This is a genomic window from Thalassotalea ganghwensis (assembly GCF_053485795.1).
Genome location: NZ_JBQRUM010000021.1, coordinates 1 through 25,215, shown reverse-complemented (window position 1 = coordinate 25,215; position 25,215 = coordinate 1). Strand labels below are relative to the sequence as shown.

Here is a 25,215-nt window from a genome sequence, read left to right as displayed (position 1 = left end):
TATCTCTCGTGAATAAGATATGTGGTAAGTGTCATGATTCGATATCGTAACACCATTTAATCGTAATAGGGCGATAGATAACTGCTCATAAAATGTTTTAAATTGCACGATAAAAAAATAGTGATAAAAAACAAGTTGCTATCTATCGTATGTTATTGATTAGGGTTTAAGTAACTGGTAATGTTTTGTTTGATTACATAAGGAAATGAATCGCTATTATCACTAGCCATCGAATTGCTTCCTTAAATAAATTTATCAACACAAGGATAGGCTACGTTTTTATGGGAAGAATACTCTTGTTAAACTCTAAAATTAAAGTATGTTTTGTCTTCACTTTATTATTTACATTGTCAAGTTGTACACAAGTCAAATCAAGCTCACCTGAAAGTGAGAATATAGCCACTGAGCTAAACGGTTTAGCACATGATCAAGTCATTCAAAAAGTAATTGATTATTGCCAGCGTTATCAAAAATCCAATAATTTAGAACAGACTATCGTATTTACTGGTCAAGAATCTTTTGCAAAAGTCACTTGCAAAAAAAAATTAAATAGCAATGACAACGACTAAACCAACGAGACATCATGAATACAGTGCTTTGTTTGTAGTTTACCAAAATAAACAAGTTTCGCCCTATTTTTAGGGTTCAATAAATTTCGATAATTGACTTAAATTAACCCAAAGAAAGGAGATATATTTTGACGTTAGATGATTACAGAGCCGAGTTTGAAAAATCAGCCAATCGATCGGTTTCTATGCCGCTCGCAGGCACCATTGTTTGGGCTATCGTTGCTATATTAAGTACACTATTGGATGGACGCACATCAATTTACATTTTGCTTTTTGCAACAGGCGCCATATTTCCTATGGCAATTCTCATCTCAAAAATTAGGAAAGAGAATTTATCTTCTTCAACCAACCCCCTGTCAAAACTAATGGGGCTTTGTATTTTAATGGTTAACCTATTATGGGCTGTACATATACCATTACTGTTAAAAGCACCTGAATTTGTACCGATGAGTTTAGGTATTGGCTTGGGACTTCACTGGATAGTGTATTCTTGGATAGTTAATCACCCAGTAGGCTTAATTCATGCTCTACTCAGAACCATTTTAATTGTGGCGGCGTGGTATCTGTTTCCTGAGCATGCATTGTTATCTATCTCTTGCGCGATTGTTTTAGTTTACTTGATATCAATTTATCAAATGTTAACTCGAGATATTGAAAACATCGAGCCAAAATCGATAGTTTAAATGTTTGCTCGCACTAATTTAAAACTGGCTCTTTGTTCGTTTTTTTAGTTCTAATCATGTAATACGTTTTATAAAAATCATTAATAAGAGGTTTAGATGCCATACGTCAATGTTCAAATTACCCGGGGTGCCACGAGAGCGCAAAAAGCAGAGATTGTGAAAGATATCACCAATTCTTTGCAACGTGTACTTGATAAAAAACCAGAATATACCCATGTTGTTATTCAAGAAGTTGAAGAGCAAGATTGGGGATATGCTGGCATGCTTACCGATGAATGGAAAAAGACGCAACCATAGCATTGCGACGCGAATCAAAGTGCGGAGACGCCAATAGTTAACAGTTATTATTGACGTCATCCTTTTTCAATGTGTATTACTGTGTTTGTAGCTTTCGGTAAAAATTAACCAGTTCTTGCGCTTCTCGCTCGACATTATAAAGCGCTTTAACTCTCGCACTGCCTTCCTCACCCATTTGTGCCAACTTCTCGCCGTCTTTTAATAACATTTCTAGCTTTTCAGTAACTTGCTGCTGATCGTTTACGGGTACGACATAACCGTCTACGCCTTGTCGTATCACTTCAGGCCATGCCCCTGCTTCAGTCGCTAATACAGCAGCCTTCGCACTCATAGCTTCGAGGATCGTTAACCCAAAACCTTCATTTTCACTGAGTGCAGCAACGACTGATAGCGAACTAAAGATCTCGGGGATTTTCTCAAAAGGCTGTTCCCCAGTAAAAATAATGCGCTCGGAAAGGTTTGCCTTGGCTACTTCAGATTTTAACTGTTCAACAAACTCTTGGTTGCTAGAAGAAATAGAACCGACAACAACAGCTGTATACCCAGGGTACCTATCAAGTAACTCAATACAGGCTCGAACAAAAAGGTGAACCCCTTTTTGTTTTCTCACTCGACCTAGAATCGCTATCCCTTTATCTCCTGGAAACCCCAGCTGATTAAATTTATCTTTTTTATTGTCAGCGCTTTGATATTGATCGACTTTAATACCATGGTAAATGATGGCATCTGGCGCCCGATGCAAATAACTCGCCGACGCTTTACACATGGCTAATACTGCGTCCATACGGTCGGTCAACCATTTGGTAAATCCTGCACGATAACGTTGCGCAGCGGAGCTAAAAATTAGCTTTATTTTGGCTCTAAAAATATGCTTTAGCATTAAGCCTTGGATCATTTCATCTACGCGTCTCGCATGAAATATTCGATATTGACCATTTGACAAAGGTTTTCTGCACAATCGCACCGTTTGCCAAAAAGTAATAGCGATATTCTGATCAGGTAAGTGGTGTTTACCCATGACTCGCAAGCCGATAAGCTTTTGTTGATACGGCATGACCTGTAACATTGTTGATGTTACCCCAGAGAAATTAGAATTAGAGTTGCCGATAATCAACTCAACTTCGGAAAAATCACTCACTTAGCTAACCTATATTGAAATACCTTAATAAACCTGAAGCATTATACACGTTCATTTAGTGCCTGTTGAACTTTCGAGGCTATTTTTACAGCATTTGAAGATGCTTTTAAACAAGGTAATGCAGTTTAGTGTCGTCATTTCAGATGAGGCAGCGCTAATAATGTAATCGGGAACTCAACCGAGCTACTTGTCATTTCAATTGGTAAGAAGTCTATTTGTCGCTATAATGCCGCATCTTCAATTAATATCAGCATGTTATTGTGGCCAGAAACGTCGTACTTCAACCCGATTTTAAACTTTCCTTTTTATTGCCTAAATATTGGTTAACTTGGTTAGGTGTTTTAATTCTCTATACCATTTCTTGGTTACCTTATCGATTACAATTGCTAATGGGTAAAGCTCTCGGTCGATTATTGTTGAAAATAGGATCGAGTCGAAAACGCATTGCTGAAAAAAATTTAGCGCTTTGTTTTCCCGAAATGTCTCAGCAAGAACGCGATAAATTGCTGGTTAAAAACTTTGAAAATACTGGCATCGCATTATTTGAAACTGGCATGGGCTGGTGGTGGCCAGATTGGCGTATCAAACGAAAATGCCAAGTTAAAGGTGTCGAACATATCGAAAAGGCACAAAAAGAAGGCAAAGGAATATTACTATTAGCTATGCACAACTTAAGTGCCGAAGTTAGTTGTAGAAGTATTGGTACGGCTCATCCGATGGTGGTTTTCTATCGACCGCACAATAATGAGTTAATGGAGTTTTTCCAATATCGCGGCAGAGGAAGATCAAACAAATATATGTTAGGGAAGCGTGACGTTAAAGGCTTGATCCGCGCATTGCATGACGGAGAATGTTGTGTGTATTTACCCGATCAAGACTATGGCCGAAATCGCAGTTTATTTGTACCATTTTTTGCGGTTAAAGAAACCGCCACTACCACAGGTACACTCATTTTTGCCCGTCAGAAAAACACCGTCTCTCATATGCTTATACCGACACGTAATGAAGATGGTAGTGGCTATACGTTAGAAATCACCCCTGCTCTTGAAAACTTCCCTACACAAGACGATCGCGCCGATGTGACTAAAGTAAACCAAGAGTTAGAAAAAGCCATTTTAAAGCATCCCGCGCAGTATATGTGGCTACATCGTCGATTTAAAACGCGCCCCAATGAGAATGATCCTTCATTGTACAACTAAACTCTTTTTCAGTATGGTATATACTTAAGCTTATCTAACATGTTGAAAGAAGACACTAAACGTATGTTGTTTTGGATTAGAAATATTGGTTTTGCTTTAATTTTGATTGTCCTTGGGTATTACCTCATTACCAATCAAGACACACTGTTTTCTGAGCCAGCAAAAGAGACCTTAACCACAGAAGAAAAGCTCGCAGATAAAGCACAAGCTGATGAAGAGCTGCACATGCAACGTGAAGAGGCATCGGTTACCGAAAAAAGTAAAAATGCTGCAGCAGAAGGGCTTTCAAGGTTTTATGCTAACCTACGTGGTACTGACGATGAAACAGGCCCACGAGTAAAAAACAACATTGTCTATTTACCAGAGCCGCGTGGTGACCTTGTTGAAATGCTAAAAGCAAAACAGATGGTGACAAGACCACTACGAAGTAATTGGCGCAGCAGTACCAAAAATGCTCCTTTCAGACCCGGTTTTACTTTAAATCAAAAGCTTTCTGAATACGCGGAAGAAAGTGGTCTTGAAGTTATTTGGTGGTTAGATAAAGACTTCCTTATTAAAGACCCATTCAGAATTAACAAAGACATTGTTCAAATGGCTTATCAAATTGGTAAAGGTATAGAAGGTCATTTCCCAAATGGTTTAAGAAGCTATTTTTGTTACAAGCATAGAAGTATCGTACTAACAGAAAAAACCTATGATTACCTTGATGAGGAATGCACATACTTAGATGGCAATAAGCGTCGTTAAACTAATTTTTACAATCCAACTATCATATAAACGCTAATTTCCAGCCTAATTTTCATTAGCTATCCATCTTTCAAATTAATCTCTCAAAACCGATTGCAAATAAGAATTATTTTCATTAAGATCTAAATACAAATAATTCTCATTACTATTTCCATGAAGTATATCTTGAAAACATCTGTACCACTACTGGCAATTTTTGTTAGTCATAACCTTACTGCGACTGAGCAAAATAATGAAACCTTAAATACATCAATAGAACGAATTGTCGTTTCAGGAAGTCGCTTTATTGAAAGCATTGACGAGGTGCCTGCAACAATAACCGTTATTAGTCGCGCCCAAATTGAAGAACACTTAAAAGTTTCTTCTGAATTGCAATCATTGCTAGCCACTTTAGTGCCAGGCCTTGCACCTAATACTGGCTCTTCGAGTAACTCGACACAAACATTAAGAGGTCGCTCCCCTTTGGTTATGATTGATGGTGTGCCCCAGTCAACGCCACTAAGAAATGGATCGTTGGGGATTAAAACCTTAGATGCGAGTGTGATTGAACGTATCGAAGTCATCAAGGGTGCCACCTCTATTTATGGCAATGGAGCCGCTGGAGGTATTATCAATTACATAACCAGAGAAGCGGCGAAAAACAAAGCCTTCACAGGTAAAGCAAGCGCATCAACACGGTTTAGTGCGGTAAAATCTGATCAAAGCATAGGTAAGCGCTTCGAACTATCTTTTGATGGCCGTCTCGAAAAGTTAAGTTATGTTCTCAATATAAGTAATGAGTCATATGGGCTACAGCGAGATGCCGAAGGAGATGTCCTTGGTTTAATCTATGGCTTATCTGATGCTAAAGCAGATAATTATTTTGCTAAATTTACTTATGATATTGATGAGAACAAATTCTGGCAACTGACTTACAACCACTATCAATCAGAGCAACAAAGCGATCTTGTAGATGTGACAGGCAGTGTAAACTCGGGCCAAAAAACCTATGCAGTAAAGGCCGATGAAAACCACAGCCAACAGGGCATTGCCCAAGGCCCTAACAATGACAATTTAATGTTTAAATATGTCGATTATGACATTTTTGCTAATACACAACTTGTGATAGATGCATATTCACAAGAGATTAATAATGTCTTCTTCTTTTCTCGCTCTTTAGCTAATCCCGACGAAGGATACTCAGGCGGTCAATCAATTATAAAATCTGATAAGCAAGGTATACGAGTGACGTTCAATACACAGGTTGAGTTAGAGAATATTGAAGGAACTTTAATTTACGGAGTCGATGCGCTAAACGACATCACTTCACAGCCATTAGTCGATGGTCGTATTTGGGTACCAGAAATGGACATGACCAATTACGCCAGCTTTTTACAAACCAAATGGCTTATCGACGACAGTTTGATTATTAAAGCGGGTATAAGACACGAAAAAATTGATTTAGGAGTAAATGACTATAGCACATTAAAACTCTGTGCATCCGAAGAGGTGTGCTCTATTCCCGTTAACGTGCAAGGAGATACATTATCTTATCGAGCAACAACCTATAACCTTGGCTTTCGCTACAACATTTCTGAATTTTTTCAGCCTTTTATTAACTACTCCCAAGGAGCAGATATTTCAGATATTGGTAGATTGCTGCGCACAGCGACGGTTACGGATATAGGCCAAATACAAACTCAAGCATCCATCATTGACAATTACGAATTAGGATTTGTCTCCACCATCGATGATTTGCATTTCGAGTTTTCAGCCTATCGTTCAACATCAGAACTTGGAACAACCAATAAGTATGATCCACAAACAGGGGTCTACTTACCCGTTCGAGCACCACAAGAAATATACGGCTACGAAGCTTTGGCGCATTATCGCTTTACTAAAAACCTAAATATCAGCGCTAGTTACGCCTGGGTAGAAGGTAAAGATAGTGCAAATGATGTTTATTTAGGCGCTAAACAGATCAGTGCCCCTAAAGCGACATTGAATCTAAATTGGTTACCTAATCAGCAGTCATCCTTAACTTTAGCTTACACTTATGTAGGCGACCGAAAACGATTTACGCCTGTTGAAGGTAATTACGTTGGCGACCAAGGCCCTATAAATAACTACCATGTTATCAATGCAAGTGGTCACTATCGCTTTAATAATGACTGGTCGCTATTTATAGGTATCGAAAACTTGCTAAACGAAGATTATTTCCCCGCAAAATCTCAAGCCTATACCTACAGCGGTTATAACGTAAAAGGCTTGGGCACTACGATAAATCTCGGCATTGACTATCAATTTTAATCAGGCTTCATCTTGCCGGGCTAAGCTAACATCGCGTCTCCCCCACTCGAAATAACTTAGCCTGGCAGATGACCCGAGACAGACGACCATGATAAAAACTTGGCTGAGACGCATACACTTATCTATCGCAATTTTTGGCGGCATATTTCTGCTTAATATAAGCCTATCCGGCGCACTATTACTCTATGGTAAAAGCCTGCAATCTTTTTTTAATCCACAGCATTGGTTAATCCATATTCATCAAGCCAAACAACCTATTCCGCTTTCATTAACAACTCTCGTCAATAAAGTCGCTGCTCAAACAAATGAAAGAATTAAGTTCATTCAATATGAGCGTCAAGCTAATAAAGCATGGCTGGTAGCGCTATCAAACAACCAATACCTTAATATCAACCCTTATACTGGTGAAGTTTTATTAACTCATAACTACTTCGACAGCTTTTATGGTTTTATTATGGCATGGCATCGTTGGCTAGTATTTGAAACATCTTCAGGCGAGCGCCCTTTTAAACTTTGGGTTTCAATTGCCTCGTTATTGTTTATCATTGAAGTCATATTGGGCTGTTACTTATGGTGTAGACATAAAAATCGCTTCAAACGTTTAAAAGTCAAGTGGCGCAGTAAACCCAAGATTTTTTTTAATCAACTTCATACAAGTGTCGGTGTTATTTGTTGTATTCCATTGTTTCTTATTGCTTTTTCAGGAATAGCCTTTCACTGGCAAGCACCGACACAAAAAATAATCGAATGGCTAACTTTTAGCCAAATAGAGACCGCCAATATACCGGATAAAATAACAAGTAATCATGCAATTAAAGATCTTAATGAAGGACTTAGCGTTGCCAAAAAGGCATTAAAAAATGCAACCGTATATCGTGTTTATTTACCAACAAAGTTGCAGGAGCCTCTTAAAGTTAGGTTACAAATGCCATCAGAAAGTCATGCTTATAGCTGGGCATGGGTTGATACGAGCAATAACCAACTAATCGGTGTATTTGATGCTAGCCAAGCCAATCTAGCGACTAAAATTTGGCATTTTAAATATAAATTTCATATTGGGGAGTTTATCGGCTGGCCAATAAAAATTATCTGGCTTTTCTTAAGTTTACTACCTAGCTTTTTTGTTATCTCAGGCTTCTACTTGTTATACAAACGAAAGATGTCTTGACTATTGGCTACTGAAACATCGCTATTGCCACCGCAGGATTACTTGGAAAATACCAGTGAATATATGATGCAATCACATTGTGATGAAAGTAGACAGATTCCCCTGTTCTGTTACTTGGGTAATGGGTAGATAGCGCTATTGGTGTAAGTGCAATATCTGCTTTTGAGTAATGATAGCTATGTCCTTTTATCATCGTAGCACTTCGCGTTTCTTTACCTATAAATGAAGCTAAATCAACCCATTGTGAACCAATTGCCGCCAAATTTTTCTGCATCTGGGCTTGCCCTGGAATCACCTTGCAAAATTCGTATCTGTCACCATCAAGAGCGACTAGCTCATCGAGCAAATAAAGCATGCCACCACACTCTGCAACGATTCGTTTGCCTGCTAGCGTGAAAGCCTGAATATCACTAATAAACGAAGTATTTTCCGCCAATTGTTTAGCAAACAACTCAGGGTATCCACCAGGAATATAAAGCACATCACCATCAGGCAAGTGCTTATCAGCAATTGCTGAACAAAAAACTAATTCTGCGCCGGCAGATTTTAATAATTCGATGTTAGCGGCATAGATAAAACCAAACGCTTCATCATTAACCACAATGATACGCAGACCTGACAGCGGTAATAGCGTTGTTAAATCAACATCTGAAGGTGAACGTTTAACGTTGGTAAAGGTTACAGGCTTCGGTAATGTAGCCAACTTAGTTTGGCCAATATACAAAGCGGCGCCTTCTAGCTGTTCATCAATACTTGATAGCTCACGAGCCTGCACTAATCCTAGATGTCTTTCGGGTAAGGTTATCAATGGATCAGAGGGTAAACGGCCAAGATAAGTGATGTCAGGCGTTAACTGTTCTTGTAATAATTCTTCATGCCTTTCACTGTTAACTCGATTTGCAAAGACTCCAGCAAAAGGAAGTGACTGTCTACATTTTGCTAAGCCAAACGAAACAGCTGCAAAAGTTTGCGCCATTGCTTTAGCATCGATGACCCCAAGCACTGGAATATTAAAGTAGCAAGCCAAATCAGCGCTGCTTGGTGTACCATCAAAAAGCCCCATCACTCCTTCGATAAGAATCAGATCAGATTGCTGAGCAGCTTGAAACAACAATTGCTGGCACCCCTGTTCACCTACCAACCATAAGTCTAGTTGATAAACCGCTTCGTCACTTGCTTGATGCAAAATCATTGGATCGATAAAGTCAGGCCCAACTTTAAATACCGTCACTTTTTTACCTTGATTTCGATGGTAACGCGCAATAGCCGCGGTTATTGTCGTTTTACCTGTACCTGAATGTGGAGCAGCGATAAGTAACGCCGGACAGGAGGCACTATCTCCACTACCTGATTCAGCTTTACCAACAAATAGTGGTTGCGCAATATTGTTCATGTATTCCCCGAATGAAACTAACCTAAATGAAGTTAAAGCTAATGAGTCGCTTCTGCCTGCTCGCTTGTCAACAAACGAGTTAGATAGTGAAAACTCAAGTGCATTGCACACGCGCTGCCAAGATAAGCAATTGGAGTCGTCAGATAACCAAGGTAATATTTCTCTACCCGAGTTAAGTACTCAGTTAGGGATAAAGGAAAGAAATTCCCCGAAAAAACGTAGTAGCTGCCATTTGATATAAAGAAAGCCAAGCTATATACCACGATAAAAACAAGGCACATTACTATTAAGCGATTAAACCAGTCTTGAGAGTGTTTAGGTTGGCTAAATCTTGCTCGGCTAAGCCACGCTCCACCCGAAAAAATAATGCCATAACTTAATACTAACATCGGATAAGAGCTTGTAATACAGTCTCCGAATTGCCCTCGGTAATAGGATGTGCTCAAATCTATAATGACGGTTAGCAAATAAAAAAACCAAAACGCTTTTATACTGCGTAAGTAAAAACCAGCAATAAAAAATATCGCGGTTGAGGCACTTGGTAAGGCAGAAAAAGAAGCAATGTGATTACCTCTTGTCACCACCATAAGTAGGGTTAGCATAAAGCCAATAGTCAAGAAGTAATGATAGTGGTGTGATTTTGAAGTTTTTGATTTCATAACATATCCGTTGTTTGGTAAACATTCAACGGCTGTGGAAATCAAAGTAAAAAAGATCAGTTGCAACAGACTACAGCTCAAATTACCGTAGTACTATTTTCCAAACAAAATCACTAAATAGACTTCGATTTACCGCCCACCGCAGTTGTCGATTAGAGTTTATAAAAACTTAACTCTGGCCGGTCTCCGGACTCCTGTTCATCGCAAATGCAACGCCTTCCCATATCGAAATACAGTGGCTTTGTTGCTGCTCGCAGTTACCGTTGCGGGGGCAGTACTGGCTTTTCACCAGTTTCTCGTTTCATCTTCCTCATTAAACACAAGGACAGACACCAGAATTGCCGATGATAATATGTTAACTTTTGGATAAGTTCAAGTAGTCTTTGTTCAGTTACTATTGCCCAATCGTAAGCTTTTCGATATCCTGCCGCGTTCAACACTTAGCTTAACTCATGGCTTGTTCAAAACACGATGAAAACGCACTTTTACTTGGCACGTCATGGAGAAACTTTTTGGAATAAGACGCAGCGCTTTCAAGGTCAACTTGATAGCCCGTTAACCGTAGCAGGAAAATCACAAGCATTAGCGCTAGCTGATCTAATCAGCACAAAAAGTATCAATAAAATCATTTCGTCTGGACTTGGACGTGCTCGTGAAACCGCCAAACTATGTCAAAAAGTTCTCAACGTACCTATTGAGCATAATAGTGAACTTAATGAGCGACATTTAGGCGTATGGCAAGGAAGGTTTAAGAGCGAGCTTGAAAAAAATGAACAGTTTTTTGATATTTTTTGTCGCTTTTCTCAACAACGAATACCAGATGGAGAGAGCGCTATCGGCTGTGCCGAGCGACTTTTAACAGCATTAAAAAGTATTGCTCTAACTCATCCGCATCAAGCGTTGCTTATTATTGGTCATGGGGAATCTTTTCGCTGTCTACTGGCAGGACTTGGACGCCATTTTGATAAAAGTGCCTATAGCCTTTTTAAAAATGGTACCTTTATAGGGCTCAATTATCATCATATGAATAGTCATTTCGAATTCTCTACAGCGCCTTGTTAGCGCCTTATTTTCAACTTTAGGATATTGGCGATATGGATATCATCACAACGTTAACAGCAACATTAATCGCTTTTAAACTTTCCTTTGTTTTAACAGTTGCCTTATTGTTGGACAAGTGGCTAGGGGAAGCTAAGCGCTACCACTATCTAGTAGGGTTTGGCTGGCTTGCCAAATTACTAGAACGCCACTTAAACAACCTTAATAAAAGTTCGACAACAATGGCCTCTGCTAGCGTAGCGAAACTAAAGGGATTAATAGCTTGGATGATATTAACTTTACCCTTACCATTGTTTTACGCTCTAGTTGTTTTTGAACTACCGAGCTTGCTACAGCTTTTTTTCGACATAATTATCGTTTATTTGGCAATATCACTCACCAGTTTACATCAACATGCCTTGCAGATTTACCACCCTCTTAAAACGGGTAATATCAACCTAGCGCGTACATTTACTGGCTATATTGTTAGCCGAGATACTCAACAGCTTGACACTGATGAAGTCACCAGAGCCACAGTGGAATCTGTATTAGAAAATGGCCATGACGGAGTGATTGCCTCGCTGCTGTACTATCTTGTTGGTGGAGCGCCATTAGTAATATTGCATCGTTTCGCCAATACGTTAGACGCAATGTGGGGTTACAAAAACAAACGCTACCTTAATTTTGGTTTTTTTCCTGCTAAATTGGACGATTTACTGGGGTTTATTTCTGCTAAATATTGTACCGCTTTATATGCGTTGCAAGGTCAATGTATTCGGGCGTTCGCCAATGCATATCACCAAGGAAGCCATTACAAAAGTTATAATGGCGGCTGGGTCATGGCCAGTGGTGCAACCGTTTTAGATCGTAAACTCGGTGGTGATGCCACTTACGAAAACAATCATTACCAAAGTGTTTCCTTGGGTACCGATAAAGCGCTATCCATAGAAGATATTCCCAGAAGTCTCACCGTTGTTAGAAAGGCTTGTTTGTATGCAGTGTCTTCAACTTTTATCATTGAACTCATGTTGAACTTAATTCACTAATATCGAAGGGCTCTAAAAATGACATTACCTCATGGAGGAGAACTAAATCCATTAATCAACAAGTACCAAATTGATGAATCTGATTGGCTTGATTTGTCAACTGGAATTGCGCCAATTAGCTATCCAATACCACAACTTGATATATCTGTTTGGCAAAAACTTCCTCAAATAAACCCGTCGACACTAGAAAGTGCTCGTAACTATTACGGTTACAAACCACTGGTCATGACCAGTGGCAGCCAAGAAGTTATCGCTCGTTTACCTTATCTATACCAACCGCCAAGCAAGCAAGACGTTATTGTTCACTTACCAGAAAGAGGCTATAAAGAGCATGCCTATGCGTGGCAGCAAGCTGGCTTTCAATTGAAATACTATCAAAGAGGATTACCATCGCTTGATACGTTAACACCATCAAGTGTATTAGTCGTCATAAATCCCAACAATCCAACAGGAGAGTTTTTTACACCCGATGAGCTTTCTCAATATCAACAAAAGCTGGCGCAATTAAACGGTTTATTAGTAGTAGATGAGGCTTTTATTGACACCTTCGATACATCGCAATCCTTATGTTCAAAACCGCTGTTCCAAAACACCCTCATTCTTCGATCTTTTGGCAAATTCTTCGGTTTAGCAGGGATCCGTATTGGCTTTCTCATTGCCTCTCAACAGTGGTGTGAACGCTTTTTATCAAGACAATCGCCATGGCAAGTAAATGGCCCTGCGCAAGCGATAGCTGCTAAAGCTCTAACCGATGTTAACTGGCACCAGAGCCAACGCAGAAGGTTAGCCCTATTGAAAAAGATGCTACTTACGACATTAGCTAAAGCTTTACCTTCATCGTGTATCAAATCCATTGGAGGCACCTCATTGTTTCAATCCATTCAATTTCATCAAGGAGTTATCGCGACAAAACTTCACCACTTATTGTGCTTACAAGGTATATACTGCCGATTATGTGACGAACAGGACGCACTAAGGTTTGGGCTCCCGATGGAGCACCAATTACAGCGATTAGACATAGCGCTACATAATGCAGTGAAACAATTGGGGTTAAGTGACTAACAACGGTTAAGTGCTCAAATAGTAAACGGCAATTTTATAAGTGGCGTTTTTACAGATTTATTGTTGTACTAGACAACACTAGGGCGTTAATTTACTTGTCTTGCCATCGCTCAACGTGGATCAGCTCTTCAATATCTTGTCTAGGTAACCAACCTAATGCTTCCAGTTCGGGTTTATCATAAAATTCTGATACATATCCTAGACATAAGTAGGCAATAATATCGATATTAGAAGGGATTTTTAATGCCTCTCTAAGCGTACTATCGTGAATTATACTCACCCAGCCTAAACCAATGTTTTCAGCCCTAGCCGCTAACCACATGTTTTGAATAGCGCAAACCGTGCTGTATAAATCCATTTCAGGTTTAATGGTTTTACCAATGACTACAGGGCCATTTCGAGAACGATCGCAGGTAACACAAATACCTAACGGCGCTTCAAGAATCCCCTCTAACTTAAAACTTTTATAGGTTTCTTGCTTGTCATCGCTAAACTGTTTGCTAGATTCTTCTCTAGCAATTTCATAGCCTTGCTTGATCGTTTGCTTCGTTTCAGCGTCTTGCACTAGGATAAAATCCCAAGGCTGCATAAAACCAACGCTTGGCGCATGATGACCTGCATTTAAAATTCGTTTAATAATAGCGTCAGGAATCGGTTTATCGATGAAATTTTTTCTGACATCGCGCCGAGAATAGATCACCTTATATAGTGCCGCTTTTTCTTGTTCTGTAATGTTCATAAGTCGCCAGATAATATGTTAACAAATTGATGATAGTTTTTATTTTAAAGAAGTTGCCGGTAACTGCGATGCTAGCAACGCAAAACATTTGAGATCGTGATACGCATTTTTCCAAAAACCTGCTTGTCTTCTTATACCTTCTTCACGAAAACCTAGCTTTGTTAACACAGCCTCAGAAGCAATATTTCCAGGTACGGTATCCGCTTGTATACGATGAAGCTTTCCACAAGGTAAATCACCATTAAATCCCACTTTGATAATAGCTTGTAAGGCTTCTGTCATTATCCCTTTCCCCCAAAAATTCGGGTGCAAGTCATAACCAATAACCGCATTTCTCATGGCTGCACTCCATGAGTTATATCCACAAGTGCCAATCAAGGTATTTGTCTCCTTTAGCTTTATGCCCCAGCGAATACCTACCCCTTCGCTATAACGCTTGCTAAAAAATGCGATCAACTGCTTAGCCTGAGCTTCATCGGTAAACTGTTCCAAATCATAGTATTTGACAACGGAAGATTGACTAAATAATGTCAATACATCAGCAGCGTCGCCGCGAGTTAATTGCGTCAATTGTAATCTTGACGTCTCTAATTGAGGAAATTGCAAAGCTCTTCTATCCCTAAAGTAATTAATTAAATCTCTAAAGCACGTTGTTTTTGCGCATTAAATTAACCCCACCCACTTCACTGGAAAAACCATAGTTTTTATAAAAGTTCTCCACCTCAGGCAGGCAATAAAGCTCGATATGTTTCACTTGGCTAAGTCTCGGATGCACTTGTATCGCATCCATTAGGTTTTTACCTAAACCAGCACCGCGATGTTTTGAGCAAACAATAACATCAAATAAAATCGCTTTATAAATAAAGTCGGTTAGCACTCGAGTAAAAGCCACTAATTGATGGTTTTCATCGACAATGCCGATACATAGTTGAGAGCCTTCAACCCCCGCTTTTGTCTCTGCTAATGTTCTTTCATTTGCCCACCATACTTGTTGATAAAGTTGATGTAATTGCTCTATATGTTGATGGTTAAAACTATCGATAACTTTCATACTATTGAGATTAATCCCCTGTCTATAATTAATTTTATTGGTATAAACGACTCAATAAAATCACTTCAGTTGTGACCAAACTTGCTTGGTACCAATGCCATATAACATCCCAATCATTAAACAGATTGCCGAACTTATCAGCCAAAAGGTCATACTGTTTTCCGGAAACAAAGGCATCAATAGGAAAAACAAACTGCCCCTGAGTAGAAAAATAGTCATAATTAGGCAAAGAGCGGTTCGTAATAAGGGCAATCGAATTATCACACCCGCAGCAGAAAGCGCAACCAATGACCACACAATAAGAATAATGCTTATAACAAGAGTTATAGCTGTTGGATACCAGTGCCCTTGCTCTGCAAGCAAAGCGAGTTGCTCTCCAGCCCCCAGTGTGCGATACCATTGTGCTCCAAATACGATACAACCTAGATGAGCAAATGCTGCTAGCATCGTTGCTAAAGCGCCGCTCAACAAAAAAATATTTCGATTCATGATATTAACTACCTATCCTATGGCTAAAATTCATCAAGCTAAAACTCTAATAACATCCACCTACTTTAAATAATGCTGATAAAGCTCAGCGACATTGTTATATGACTTTTCAAAAGCGAGCTTTTCCATCATATTTGACCGCTCGGCAAGCACGTTATGGTGTCCGTAATCTCGAAGCTGGCAATAGCAATCAATTAATGTCTGACAATCTTCTGTCGTTATGACTTGCCACTGCTTAAGTAATTTAAACAAATGAACATTATCTGAGGGGATATGTTCGCTAGGATGTAAGTTAGCGTTTGCTAACACCAAATACTGAGCAATAAATTCAATATCAACAAGACCACCACTACCTTGTTTGACATCGCTTTCTTGATCCGTTGATTTATCCAAATGCTGACGCATTTTATTTCGCATTTCATCTACTGCTTTTTTAAGTTCGGCATTGTCTCTTGGCAGTGCTAAAACTTCTGCGCGAATTCGCTCAAATTGTTCAACAATTGTTTGTTGGCCAAAAATGGCTCTAGCCCTAACTAATGCTTGATGCTCCCATGTCCAAGCTTCATCTAATTGGTATGCTCTAAACGTTTCAATGTTCACCACTAAAACGCCAGAATTTCCGGATGGCCGCAAGCGCATGTCTAAATCGTATAAAATGCCGCTGTTAGTGCGAGTATTAAAAAAATGCATGATCCGTTGGGCAAGCTTGGCATAAAATTGACCTGCCCTCACTTGCTTTTCACCTGTGGTCATATCGTTAAAGTCACAGTTATGAATAAAAACAAGATCAAGGTCAGAACCATAGCCTAATTCTATCCCTCCCATTTTACCGTACCCGATAACAGCAAAGCCTTTATTATCTTGTCCTTCAATTGACGATGGAATGCCATATTTATCGGTCACTTGCTGCCACGCTAAATACACCACTTCATTAACAATAGCTTGCGCTAATGCCGTCAAGTGTTCACTAACATTTTTAACAGAAAGTACATTAACAATATCAGCGACTGCGATTCTTAATGTTTGCGCTTGTTTAAACTGACGCAAGTGCTCCATTTGAGCTTCAAGATCATCTTCAGGTATGCGTAGTAAGCTTTCCCTTAGCACTTCAGCGTAACTGCTCAGTGCAGGAGGCTTATTTAATAACGTCGGGTCAATCAGTTCATCAAGTAAGATTGGATACTTAGCAATATGCTCTGCAATCCATTGACTGATTTGACACAATTTAACCAAATGCTTTAACGCGCCATCGTTTTCATAAAGTAACTCCAAGTAAGCGGTTCGCGTTGCAACTTTGCCAACAATGAGTAAGATCCGTTCAAGAGCGAGCTCGCCCGCTTTTAAGTGAACCAAATAGGACATCAATAAGGGTATCAAACGTTCAAGTATCTTGCGTCCTCGATTCCCGATACTGCGGCGCTGGCAATCTTGTCGAAACGTTTTTAGCTGCTGCCATACTTTTTCACTATCCCAGTGTTCACTTGCTTGCGCAATCCAATCAACACTCTCTTGATCTTCCCAAAGACTATCCCAAAGTGTCGCCCAATGCTGGTCAAGCGTTTGCTGATGATTAGGTTCTTCACCAATGAGATTAATAAACTCTTGATGAACCCCCGTCATGAGCTCTTGCAGATACGCTCTGAACATCGGCCAATCATCAAAACCATAATGTTCAAGCACGGATAATATTCGTTCTTGGTTGAGTTCATCGTTTGGCAAGGTTTGCGTTTGCTTATCGCCAATCGCTTGAATAATATTTTCTACACGCCTCAAAAATTGATATGCCTTTTTAAGGACGATTTCACTTTCTGATGATATTTCTCCATGTTCGACTAGTAAGGGTAACACCGTTAGTAAATTTCGTTGTTGAAACGCTTTTATTCGCCCGCCACGTATTAATTGAAATACTTGGACGATAAATTCAATTTCGCGTATCCCTCCTGCGCCTAACTTAATGTTATCACTCAACTGCTTGCGCCGAACTTCCTGCGCAATCATCGCTTTCATGCGTCTTAAACTATCAATTACACTAAAGTCAATATAGCGTCGGTAAACAAACGGCCTGAGCATACTCGATAACTGTTGATGATACTTACCTTCCCCTATCAATCTTGCTTTAAGCATGGCGTAACGCTCCCAATCTCGCCCTTGCTCTTGATAGTAATCTTCCATAGCGCTAAAGGTAAGCACCAGAGGACCGCTATCACCAAAAGGCCTAAGGCGCATATCAACCCGATAAACAAAACCGTCAGCCGTTTGTTGATGCAAAGCGGTGATCAACTTTTGTCCTAAACGAATAAAGAACTGCTGATTATCTAGCTCGCGCCTTGCTCCTACCGTTGTCCCTGTTTCAGGATAAGCAAAGATCAAATCAATGTCTGAGGAAAAATTTAACTCCTTTCCCCCCAACTTACCCATTCCATAAACAAGCAAAGGCAGGGTGTCGCCGTGTTTGTTTTTCGGTACTCCCCACTTTTGATGACAATATGTCGTTAACCAATTTAGTGCGGCAATGATTAACGCATCCGCAAGATCTGAGAGCCTTTCCAGAGAGCTTATTAATGGGTGGTCATCTAAAAAATCAGCGGCAGCAATACGTACCATTTGCTCGGTTCTAAACTGCCTAAGCACCTGATGCAATTGTGTTTCATCTTCACACGTCTTGACCTGGGTTTCGAGCAGTTCCAAGTAATTTAGTGGCTGACCCATGTTATCAGCGTCAAACACCTTTAATACTATCTTGGGCGCTTTTATTGCACTTTCATAAACAAAGTCACTCAAGGCAAACATGTGAAACATGCGCTCCATTTTTTCTTGAGGCAAATAACAAGAATACTCTGGGTATTGCTCGCAAAATTTTAGTTGATAGTATGCTTTTTGCTGTTTTAACGTTGGAGAAAGTGGTTTCAAGCCGGTTAGATTCATTTAACTCTCGACATAAGCGATTATTACGCTAAAGTAGGTAAATTATTTGTTAAAGCATTGGACATATTATGTCTTCAATGTTATTTATTAGCATTCACCATAGCATTTTTAGGGAACGAAGGCACAAATGCAATATGTAAAAATTACCTTTTTCAGCTTCTTGCTGTTCGTTCTTTCAGCTTGTTCCGATCCTGTGGTCGAACAAATTGAAAAACAATTGCCGGTCACCGAACAAAGAGTGAAGCAGCTTGCTGAGGCGATTAATTCCGGACAGATTAGAAACGCCAATCTCATTAAACAATACGCAGATAAAATTATTGAGATTAAGCCTGAGCTAGCACAATTAGTTAACGAGTTTAGAAAAGAAGCAACGGATCAAAGTCCGATTTACCAGTCTATTGTCAATCGGCTTAATACCGTTAAAAACAACCCTGAACTATTTGTAGATAATAATGCCCGCTTCGATGAAATATTAAATATCTATCAAGCTGCAGATCCAGTGCTTTATTCAGATGCTCTCAGCGACCCGCTAAATGTGCTCGCTGATATGTCAGATGGCACGCTACCTAGAGTCAATTCATTGTCAAAATCAAAAAGCTTGGCGGCAAATAATGCTCAAGATTTTGGTGTTGGTCAGCAACTCATTGGCAACCCTGCCTACGGAAGCTGGCAAACCGGCAGTGATGGTCTTTCATTTTGGGAATGGTACGGCATGTACGCGCTGATGGATAACTTATTCGATTCCAGACGCCGTGTTTATTACAATCAGTGGGGCCGATATCGAAATTACAGTTACTACCATGATTATGGTCGGACTCGTTATAGCTCACCAAGCCAGTTGCGCAAACAAACGCAAATTGAAAATAGAACTCGTAAGACATTTGAGAGTAAAGGTCAAAAATTTAACAGTGCTTACAGCAAAAATCGCACAGGGTCATCAAGCTTGTCAGGACAAAGCAAACAAGCGCAAACGAGTGCAAAACGCTTTAGCTCATCGACAAACTCGACCAGTCGCTACGCCAAAAGCGGCAGCAGTAAAAAATCATCGTACGCTCAAAATAGTAGCTTTAGAAATAGTAAAAGTACCACTTCTCGTAGCTTTAGACGTGGCAAATAACGAGAGGATGTCAAGGAATCATTATGAACACATTGTTTGAAATTACCGGATTAAATCAAGACTTACTTATCTACCTTGCCATTGATGTTGCCATTGCTATTGTCTTACTTGGCACAATGCGCGTTATTTCTGGGGTCACTGCCAAAGTAAACTCTAAAGATGAACTTGCTAAAGAAGACAACTTTGCTTTTGGTATTAGTGTTGCAGGTAGTGTTGCCGCATTAGGTATCGTACTAACAGGTGCAATAACTGGTGAGAATGCTGAGAGTTACTTGATGGAAGCTGTAGGCATGCTTTCCTACGGACTTTTAGGTTTAATCCTAATTAAAATCGGTCGAGTGATACATGACCGTGTCGCATTAAATAAACTTGATAAAGTCGCTCAAATCAAAGCAAAAAACGTTGCCATTGGCCTTGTTGATGCAGCAAGTACCATTGCCACAGCAATTATTATCAAGGCGGTGTTGTTATGGGTTCACGGTATTGATATCAATACCTTTATCGCGATCATCAGTGGCTTTTTAGTCTCCCAGTTAATGCTGGTATTGGTAACGCGAATGAAAGAAGCGCAGTATGCCAAAAATAATCAAAATGATAGCCTGCAAGAAGCGCTAGAAAATGGGCAGTTAGCATTAGCAATTCGTTATTCTGGGCAAGTGATCAGTACCGCACTCGCAGTGACAGCCGCTAGCTACTTCTTTACTTATAGCCCAGAAACATTATGGACAAATATTTTAGCCTGGTTTGGTTTTAGTATCGTAATGACCGTGTTGGTATCCCTCTTAACCACAATCGCTAAAAAGTTAATTTTATGGGGTATTAACTTAGTAGAAGAAGTTGATCATCAAAGTAATATTGGTGTTGCGAGTGTTGAAATGGCAGTCAGTATTTCTATTGCATTGATATTAACCGGGTTAATGGCATAGTGGAGTACTGCAGTGCAAACCACTGTGGATGAAATAAGTCCAAAACGAACACTCAAGCACGATATCTTACTAATTCTAACCATGGCCATTCTTGCTGGCTGTGGTTTGATATACGAATATCTATTATCTCATTACGCAGGTCGCGTATTGGGGATCATGGAAAGTGCAATCTATTCGATGATTGGCTTGATGATTGTTGCCATGGGTTTGGGCGCTTTCGCCGCCAGAAAAATTAAATGTGCATTTAACGGTTTTGTATGGCTAGAGCTTATTATCGCCTTTCTAGGTACCAGTGCGATATTAATTATTGGTGCATTGATTGCCGTTAGTCAGACCTTCCCACAAATATTGGCTGATACTTTCGCATTACCACCGGATGCGATTCCGCGTGGTGGATACTTAAAGCAAGTCAGCTTTCTCGCCTTTAACAGTCCCTATTTTTTTGGCTTAATGCTGGGTTTTTTCATTGGTATGGAGATCCCTCTGATTGCAAAAATTCGTGAAGAGATCCACCAAAAACATCTGCAAAATAACTTAGGTACGATTTACGGAGCTGATTATATCGGCGCTGGGGTTGGCGCCGCTATCTGGGTAACCTTTCTACTTTCTATTGATATCAGTAAAGCGTCAGCATTAACTGCAACATTAAACTTGATCGCTGGAATGGTATTTATCAGCTTTTATTGGCAAAAACTCAACTGGCGATTAACTTTAGTTACCTTACATGGTGTTTTATTGCTGTTGATCGTATTTGTTTATCAACACGGCAATCAATGGTTGAACCAAATGAGTAATTTGCTCTACCTCGATAAAGTCGTCTATACCGATAAAACCCGCTATCAACAGCTTACTTTTACCGAACGAAATATTGGCAGCGAAAAAGATACCATCATTAATTTTTATATTAATGGTCGTTTACAATTTTCTTCTGCAGATGAGCATATTTATCATAGCTATTTGGTCACTCCAGCACTTGCCGCTTCTGCCAGACAGGAAAACATTCTCATTGTTGGTGGGGGTGATGGATTAGCATTGCGCGACGTACTGGCATGGTCGCCAAATTCTGTCACGCTAATCGACCTTGATGCTGAATTAGTCGAATTATTTAAATCACCTTTTGGTAAAGTACCTGAAAGGCTTGCTCATCAAATAACACAGCTTAATCATGAAAGTTTTAACGACAAACGCGTCACGGTAATGACTCAAGATGCCTTTATCGCTATTGATGATTTAATTGGCGAGAATAAAAATTATGACGCTATTATTGTCGACTTACCGGATCCGAGCCATCCCGATCTTAATAAGTTATATTCCGTTAATTTTTATGCACGCTTGAAACAATTGCTAGCTGGAGACGGTATTATCACTATTCAATCAACAAGTCCTTATCACGCCAAAGACGCCTTCATTTCAATTGGAAAAACACTGTCTGCCGCTGGTTTTCCAGCAGTAGAACAATATCATGACAACGTTCCAAGCTTTGGTGAATGGGGATGGACAATTGCCAGTAAAGTCGGAAAAAGTCCCTTGGAGCGACTAAAATCTCTGGAAGCCTTTAAAATTAAACAGCCTTGGTTAACGTTACCTATGCTCTATGGGGCATTTGAATTTTCAGCAGACTTTTATAAAAATCGAGATCAAGTACCAATAAACTATTTAGGAAGTCACGCCATTTACCAATTACACCAATCGGCATGGCGAGATCAACAAGGAATAAATGAAGCTCATTTACAATAACGAAAAAAAAGCAAACTTTTATCTTGACATATTATGTCTTGATGCTAAATTAACCCTATCGACATATTATGTCGAATACAAAAGATGAACTCAACAGCAAGTTTACTTTTGTCAAATGTACTAAGAGGACGAGTATGAACATTCACAAAATAGCAAATCACTTAAATGCCCTAGCTGATAATTCTGAAACAGGCATGGTATTTGATTGCCAACCCATCTCTGGTGAAGTCGATGTGTTACAGATATCAGTGATTGGTCGAGAAGAATTACCTATTTTTGTTTCGGTCACTGATGACCAAATTCTTTGTATTACTTACCTGTGGGGTAAAGACGAAGTTAAGCCAGAGAGTCTTAATGAACTGCATGAGAGTATGTTGGAAATGAATATTCCTATGCCATTATCATCGTTTTCAAAAATTGGTGATAAATATGTAATATTTGGCGCGCTTTCAATTAACTCATCATTTGACGATATCGAACATGAGCTAGCTGTACTGAATAACAATGCCATCGAAATCATCGATGACATGAGCGAATACTTAATTTAGTAAACACCTTAGGAGAATATTATGAGCATTTTTAAAAAAATTATGACCGCAATCCGAGGTGGCGCTTCGGAGGTAGGCGAGGCGATAGTTGATGCAAACTCAACCCGAATTTTTGAACAGGAAATTCGCGATGCAGAGAACCATTTAACTAAAGCCAAGCGTGATTTAACCGGTGTGATGGCGCAGCAAATGGCAGCTAGCCGCGAAGTAGATCGTTTAAAGCGTGAAATTACTGAGCATGAAGGTTACGCCGTGCAAGCATTAGAAAAAGGTGATGAGTCATTAGCAATGCAAGTAGCTGAAAAAATATCTTCACTTGAAATTGAATTGACCACTCAACAACAAGCGCTTGATAGCTTTGAAAGTAATGCGAATAGATTAAAAGAACTTGTTAAGAAAAGCGAACGTCAAGTACAAGAGTATAAACGCCAACTATCAATGGTTAAGACTACTGAAAGTGTACAAAAAGCGACATCAGCAATTACTGATAACTTCTCATCGAGTAATTCTAAGTTGTTAAGTGCGAAAGACTCACTTGAGCGTATTAAAGCAAAACAACAAAAATTTGATGACCAAATGAAGGCGGCAGAGTTACTTGAATCTGAAAACTCAGACGCGTCACTAGCTGCAAAACTGAAAGAAGCAGGAATTGGTGGCGCCGATAATAACGCTTCTTCGGTATTAGAGCGTTTGAAAGCCAAACAAAAATAGTTGCTGTATCAGGGTGTCTCCCAACCACATCCTACTTTTGTCGCTTACTTCTCTGTCGAAGTAAGCGATTTTTTGCTACATGGGGTATGTTATGAGTTTTCTAAAAAATATCTTTAAAAAAGAAGTTCAACAACGCCAAATCACCGACGTTAATCAACTAAAAAAAGATGACATCATCGTGCTAACCGACAGTTTCGCTTTACCAGAAATGCTACGCGGTCAACAATTTCAAATTACAGCGGTTAATAGTTATGAATTTGAACACGCAAACGAAATCGAATGGGTATTGAAAGGAAATAATAACGCTGAAATATATCTGGGCTTAGATATCGATGACGAAGTCTATTTAAAATTTTCCCTCAAGCTTGCTCATGCTGATGTTGAAACACTGTTTGATCTTGATGAGTTTTCCACCATTTTTGAACAGCCTGGCCAAGCTGAATTAACAAGACAAAATGATAGTGACCTAACCACAGGTTGGTCTGACGAACATTACCGCCAAACCAAGTTCTGCCAAGTAGGGTACTTTCATCGTAAAGACCATCGCTGTGAAAACTTATCTCCTTACGATGGTAAAGACGCTGGTGAACAATTTGAGTTATATCAATTACTCAATATGGATGAAAGTCATGGCGTTGAACTAGAAGTTTGGCAAGATGGTGACACCGATGTATTCTTAACCATTTATCGACCAACTACCGATATTGTTGATATGTTTCCAGGAAGTTAGTGATGAGCAGAAAAGTTCCAGATAAATGGCAGTCATCTGTCAAAGCGGCAAAGGCAACGCAAATTGCCTTTGATATGGATGAAAAAGTGCAAATGGAAATTCGAAGGGAAGCGCTAGAAGACGGCTTAAGCCCTTCGGACAAAATTCGTCAAATATTAGGGCTACCAACAAACAAACGTCCAAAAAGACCAAGGTTAACGGTTAGTTTATCAGTAGAAGATTATCAAACGCTGGCCGAGAAATATCAACTTAGTGCCGATCAGCAACTAGAAATTAAGCGAAAACTTATGGATGATTTAATTCATCATGTTTCAGATAAAAAAAATTAAAGACCTGTTATGAATGAAAAACTTAAAACCTACTCTATCGATGAGTTTGGTGTTAAAAACTACAATTCTTTTTATTTATTTATTATTACCGTTTTTGTCTTATACGGTATCATCGCCCTACTTTCGTATCCTTTAGTTCATTTTGAGCTACAAGCAGAAAATGCCAATATCTTAACTTATCGCGATGCTTTTTGGACACTGCAGATGAGTGCCAGTACCATTGGCTTTGGTGACCACTTTCCAGTGACCTATGAGGGAAGATTAATCGTCGCAGCAATGTTCTATATTGGGGTGGGTTTAGTAGGCTTCATTGGCGCACAATTTGTGAATAAATTCGTTGGTTTTTCAGATACTAATGTCAAGAACCGTGAATTGAGAAAGCAAAATAGCGACTTGCTTGCCCACAATAAACAATTAGAGCAAAAAATTGATATGCTCGTCGCCAAAGTCGAAAACTTAATCGACAAACAACAGTGATCTATAAAAAAGCGAGCACTATCGCTTAATGCCGATCAGTTAAGAAATATTTAATGATCCATTGACCGATCAACTGGTTAGTTTATAAAGGCTTCTGAATTTATTCAGGAGCCTTTTCTTTTGCAATTAACAACAGCACTTTCTCTTG

The 25,215-nt window shown here is 39.5% G+C and carries 26 protein-coding genes and 1 riboswitch; of the genes, 18 read left to right on the top strand and 8 right to left on the bottom strand.

All coding sequences use genetic code 11. From position 1 onward, the window contains the following. Positions 1-296 precede the first annotated feature (296 nt). From ACSLUH_RS17245 to ACSLUH_RS17235, 3 genes are all read left to right on the top strand, one after another. The gene (locus ACSLUH_RS17245) at positions 297-569 is read left to right on the top strand and encodes a hypothetical protein (protein WP_448569298.1); all 273 of its coding nucleotides are present in this window, start codon (positions 297-299) and stop codon (positions 567-569) included. Between the two features lie 128 nt (positions 570-697). Then, positions 698-1,252: a DUF7010 family protein gene (locus ACSLUH_RS17240; RefSeq protein ID WP_448569296.1), complete on the top strand. Its 555-nt coding sequence runs from the start codon at positions 698-700 to the stop codon at positions 1,250-1,252. Between the two features lie 96 nt (positions 1,253-1,348). Further along, complete coding sequence (locus ACSLUH_RS17235; RefSeq protein WP_448569294.1) at positions 1,349-1,549, top strand: tautomerase family protein; 201 nt, start codon at positions 1,349-1,351, stop codon at positions 1,547-1,549. Between the two features lie 76 nt (positions 1,550-1,625). Here ACSLUH_RS17235 and ACSLUH_RS17230 read toward each other — a convergent pair whose 3' ends face one another. After that, positions 1,626-2,615: a glycosyltransferase family 4 protein gene (locus ACSLUH_RS17230; protein ID WP_448569379.1), complete on the bottom strand. Its 990-nt coding sequence runs from the start codon at positions 2,613-2,615 to the stop codon at positions 1,626-1,628. A gap of 332 nt (positions 2,616-2,947) precedes the next feature. On the opposite strand from ACSLUH_RS17230, the gene lpxL reads away from it, so the two are divergent. The 4 genes from lpxL to ACSLUH_RS17210 all read left to right on the top strand — a co-directional run bounded on the left by lpxL (position 2,948) and on the right by ACSLUH_RS17210 (position 8,090). After that, the gene (lpxL, locus tag ACSLUH_RS17225; protein WP_448569292.1) at positions 2,948-3,886 is read left to right on the top strand and encodes an LpxL/LpxP family Kdo(2)-lipid IV(A) lauroyl/palmitoleoyl acyltransferase; all 939 of its coding nucleotides are present in this window, start codon (positions 2,948-2,950) and stop codon (positions 3,884-3,886) included. 39 nt (positions 3,887-3,925) lie between these two features. Next, positions 3,926-4,633, top strand: a complete 708-nt coding sequence (locus ACSLUH_RS17220; RefSeq protein ID WP_448569290.1) for a TcpQ domain-containing protein — start codon at positions 3,926-3,928, stop codon at positions 4,631-4,633. Between the two features lie 162 nt (positions 4,634-4,795). Then, positions 4,796-6,922 carry a TonB-dependent receptor gene (locus tag ACSLUH_RS17215; RefSeq protein WP_448569377.1) on the top strand — a complete coding sequence of 709 codons (2,127 nt, stop codon included), beginning with the start codon at positions 4,796-4,798 and terminating at the stop codon, positions 6,920-6,922. 88 nt (positions 6,923-7,010) lie between these two features. Next, positions 7,011-8,090, top strand: coding sequence for a PepSY-associated TM helix domain-containing protein (locus ACSLUH_RS17210; protein ID WP_448569288.1), 1,080 nt, complete (start codon positions 7,011-7,013; stop codon positions 8,088-8,090). Between the two features lie 7 nt (positions 8,091-8,097). Here the strand turns inward: ACSLUH_RS17210 and ACSLUH_RS17205 are convergent, their stop codons facing one another. Together ACSLUH_RS17205 and ACSLUH_RS17200 are read right to left on the bottom strand one after the other, a co-directional pair. Continuing rightward, the gene (locus ACSLUH_RS17205; RefSeq protein WP_448569286.1) at positions 8,098-9,483 is read right to left on the bottom strand and encodes a cobyrinic acid a,c-diamide synthase CobB; all 1,386 of its coding nucleotides are present in this window, start codon (positions 9,481-9,483) and stop codon (positions 8,098-8,100) included. Positions 9,484-9,521: 38 nt separating this feature from the next. Then, a complete protein-coding gene (locus tag ACSLUH_RS17200; RefSeq protein ID WP_448569284.1) occupies positions 9,522-10,142 on the bottom strand; it encodes a hypothetical protein in 621 nt (206 codons plus the stop codon). Between the two features lie 160 nt (positions 10,143-10,302). After that, positions 10,303-10,494: riboswitch (cobalamin riboswitch) on the bottom strand. Between the two features lie 119 nt (positions 10,495-10,613). Between ACSLUH_RS17200 and ACSLUH_RS17195 the strand changes: the two genes are divergently transcribed. Genes ACSLUH_RS17195 through cobD form a run of 3 tightly spaced genes read left to right on the top strand, consistent with a single transcriptional unit; the run spans position 10,614 to position 13,288 of the window. After that, complete coding sequence (locus ACSLUH_RS17195; protein ID WP_448569282.1) at positions 10,614-11,204, top strand: histidine phosphatase family protein; 591 nt, start codon at positions 10,614-10,616, stop codon at positions 11,202-11,204. 32 nt (positions 11,205-11,236) lie between these two features. Then, complete coding sequence (gene cbiB, locus ACSLUH_RS17190) at positions 11,237-12,226, top strand: adenosylcobinamide-phosphate synthase CbiB (protein ID WP_448569280.1); 990 nt, start codon at positions 11,237-11,239, stop codon at positions 12,224-12,226. Positions 12,227-12,244: 18 nt separating this feature from the next. Next, on the top strand, positions 12,245-13,288 hold the full coding sequence (cobD, locus tag ACSLUH_RS17185; protein WP_448569278.1) for a threonine-phosphate decarboxylase CobD: 1,044 nt from the start codon (positions 12,245-12,247) through the stop codon (positions 13,286-13,288). A 91-nt stretch (positions 13,289-13,379) separates the two neighbouring features. Here the strand turns inward: cobD and bluB are convergent, their stop codons facing one another. Genes bluB through glnE form a run of 5 tightly spaced genes read right to left on the bottom strand, consistent with a single transcriptional unit; the run spans position 13,380 to position 18,492 of the window. Then, complete coding sequence (gene bluB, locus ACSLUH_RS17180) at positions 13,380-14,027, bottom strand: 5,6-dimethylbenzimidazole synthase (RefSeq protein WP_448569276.1); 648 nt, start codon at positions 14,025-14,027, stop codon at positions 13,380-13,382. A 39-nt stretch (positions 14,028-14,066) separates the two neighbouring features. After that, entirely contained in the window at positions 14,067-14,633 is a 567-nt protein-coding gene (locus ACSLUH_RS17175; protein ID WP_448569274.1) for a GNAT family N-acetyltransferase, read from the bottom strand. Between the two features lie 34 nt (positions 14,634-14,667). Continuing rightward, the gene (locus ACSLUH_RS17170; RefSeq protein ID WP_448569272.1) at positions 14,668-15,078 is read right to left on the bottom strand and encodes a GNAT family N-acetyltransferase; all 411 of its coding nucleotides are present in this window, start codon (positions 15,076-15,078) and stop codon (positions 14,668-14,670) included. Between the two features lie 60 nt (positions 15,079-15,138). Continuing rightward, positions 15,139-15,567: a hypothetical protein gene (locus ACSLUH_RS17165; RefSeq protein WP_448569270.1), complete on the bottom strand. Its 429-nt coding sequence runs from the start codon at positions 15,565-15,567 to the stop codon at positions 15,139-15,141. Positions 15,568-15,627: 60 nt separating this feature from the next. Continuing rightward, entirely contained in the window at positions 15,628-18,492 is a 2,865-nt protein-coding gene (gene glnE, locus ACSLUH_RS17160; RefSeq protein WP_448569268.1) for a bifunctional [glutamate--ammonia ligase]-adenylyl-L-tyrosine phosphorylase/[glutamate--ammonia-ligase] adenylyltransferase, read from the bottom strand. Between the two features lie 127 nt (positions 18,493-18,619). Here glnE and ACSLUH_RS17155 point away from each other — a divergent pair, with 127 nt between their 5' ends. From ACSLUH_RS17155 to ACSLUH_RS17120, 8 genes are all read left to right on the top strand, one after another. Further along, complete coding sequence (locus ACSLUH_RS17155; protein ID WP_448569266.1) at positions 18,620-19,609, top strand: hypothetical protein; 990 nt, start codon at positions 18,620-18,622, stop codon at positions 19,607-19,609. 23 nt (positions 19,610-19,632) lie between these two features. After that, positions 19,633-20,535 carry a DUF350 domain-containing protein gene (locus tag ACSLUH_RS17150; protein ID WP_448569264.1) on the top strand — a complete coding sequence of 301 codons (903 nt, stop codon included), beginning with the start codon at positions 19,633-19,635 and terminating at the stop codon, positions 20,533-20,535. 12 nt (positions 20,536-20,547) lie between these two features. Further along, a complete protein-coding gene (locus tag ACSLUH_RS17145) occupies positions 20,548-22,272 on the top strand; it encodes a polyamine aminopropyltransferase (protein WP_448569262.1) in 1,725 nt (574 codons plus the stop codon). Between the two features lie 134 nt (positions 22,273-22,406). Further along, positions 22,407-22,820: a YjfI family protein gene (locus ACSLUH_RS17140; RefSeq protein ID WP_448569260.1), complete on the top strand. Its 414-nt coding sequence runs from the start codon at positions 22,407-22,409 to the stop codon at positions 22,818-22,820. A gap of 21 nt (positions 22,821-22,841) precedes the next feature. Further along, on the top strand, positions 22,842-23,531 hold the full coding sequence (locus ACSLUH_RS17135; RefSeq protein WP_448569258.1) for a PspA/IM30 family protein: 690 nt from the start codon (positions 22,842-22,844) through the stop codon (positions 23,529-23,531). 91 nt (positions 23,532-23,622) lie between these two features. Beyond that, complete coding sequence (locus ACSLUH_RS17130) at positions 23,623-24,261, top strand: hypothetical protein (protein WP_448569256.1); 639 nt, start codon at positions 23,623-23,625, stop codon at positions 24,259-24,261. A gap of 2 nt (positions 24,262-24,263) precedes the next feature. Continuing rightward, entirely contained in the window at positions 24,264-24,590 is a 327-nt protein-coding gene (locus ACSLUH_RS17125; protein ID WP_448569254.1) for a hypothetical protein, read from the top strand. Positions 24,591-24,599: 9 nt separating this feature from the next. Beyond that, on the top strand, positions 24,600-25,067 hold the full coding sequence (locus tag ACSLUH_RS17120; protein ID WP_448569252.1) for an ion channel: 468 nt from the start codon (positions 24,600-24,602) through the stop codon (positions 25,065-25,067). Positions 25,068-25,215: the final 148 nt, after the last annotated feature.

Coding starts and splice junctions, on each gene's coding strand:
- ACSLUH_RS17235 (WP_448569294.1), top strand. CDS start 1,349: ATGCCATACGTCAATGTTCAAATTACCCGGGGTGCCACGAGAGCGCAA.
- ACSLUH_RS17230 (WP_448569379.1), bottom strand. CDS start 2,615: ATGTTACAGGTCATGCCGTATCAACAAAAGCTTATCGGCTTGCGAGTC.
- ACSLUH_RS17220 (WP_448569290.1), top strand. CDS start 3,926: ATGTTGAAAGAAGACACTAAACGTATGTTGTTTTGGATTAGAAATATT.
- ACSLUH_RS17210 (WP_448569288.1), top strand. CDS start 7,011: ATGATAAAAACTTGGCTGAGACGCATACACTTATCTATCGCAATTTTT.
- ACSLUH_RS17205 (WP_448569286.1), bottom strand. CDS start 9,483: ATGAACAATATTGCGCAACCACTATTTGTTGGTAAAGCTGAATCAGGT.
- ACSLUH_RS17200 (WP_448569284.1), bottom strand. CDS start 10,142: ATGAAATCAAAAACTTCAAAATCACACCACTATCATTACTTCTTGACT.
- ACSLUH_RS17195 (WP_448569282.1), top strand. CDS start 10,614: ATGAAAACGCACTTTTACTTGGCACGTCATGGAGAAACTTTTTGGAAT.
- cbiB (WP_448569280.1), top strand. CDS start 11,237: ATGGATATCATCACAACGTTAACAGCAACATTAATCGCTTTTAAACTT.
- cobD (WP_448569278.1), top strand. CDS start 12,245: ATGACATTACCTCATGGAGGAGAACTAAATCCATTAATCAACAAGTAC.
- bluB (WP_448569276.1), bottom strand. CDS start 14,027: ATGAACATTACAGAACAAGAAAAAGCGGCACTATATAAGGTGATCTAT.
- ACSLUH_RS17170 (WP_448569272.1), bottom strand. CDS start 15,078: ATGAAAGTTATCGATAGTTTTAACCATCAACATATAGAGCAATTACAT.
- ACSLUH_RS17165 (WP_448569270.1), bottom strand. CDS start 15,567: ATGAATCGAAATATTTTTTTGTTGAGCGGCGCTTTAGCAACGATGCTA.
- glnE (WP_448569268.1), bottom strand. CDS start 18,492: ATGAATCTAACCGGCTTGAAACCACTTTCTCCAACGTTAAAACAGCAA.
- ACSLUH_RS17155 (WP_448569266.1), top strand. CDS start 18,620: ATGCAATATGTAAAAATTACCTTTTTCAGCTTCTTGCTGTTCGTTCTT.
- ACSLUH_RS17150 (WP_448569264.1), top strand. CDS start 19,633: ATGAACACATTGTTTGAAATTACCGGATTAAATCAAGACTTACTTATC.
- ACSLUH_RS17140 (WP_448569260.1), top strand. CDS start 22,407: ATGAACATTCACAAAATAGCAAATCACTTAAATGCCCTAGCTGATAAT.
- ACSLUH_RS17135 (WP_448569258.1), top strand. CDS start 22,842: ATGAGCATTTTTAAAAAAATTATGACCGCAATCCGAGGTGGCGCTTCG.
- ACSLUH_RS17130 (WP_448569256.1), top strand. CDS start 23,623: ATGAGTTTTCTAAAAAATATCTTTAAAAAAGAAGTTCAACAACGCCAA.
- ACSLUH_RS17125 (WP_448569254.1), top strand. CDS start 24,264: ATGAGCAGAAAAGTTCCAGATAAATGGCAGTCATCTGTCAAAGCGGCA.
- ACSLUH_RS17120 (WP_448569252.1), top strand. CDS start 24,600: ATGAATGAAAAACTTAAAACCTACTCTATCGATGAGTTTGGTGTTAAA.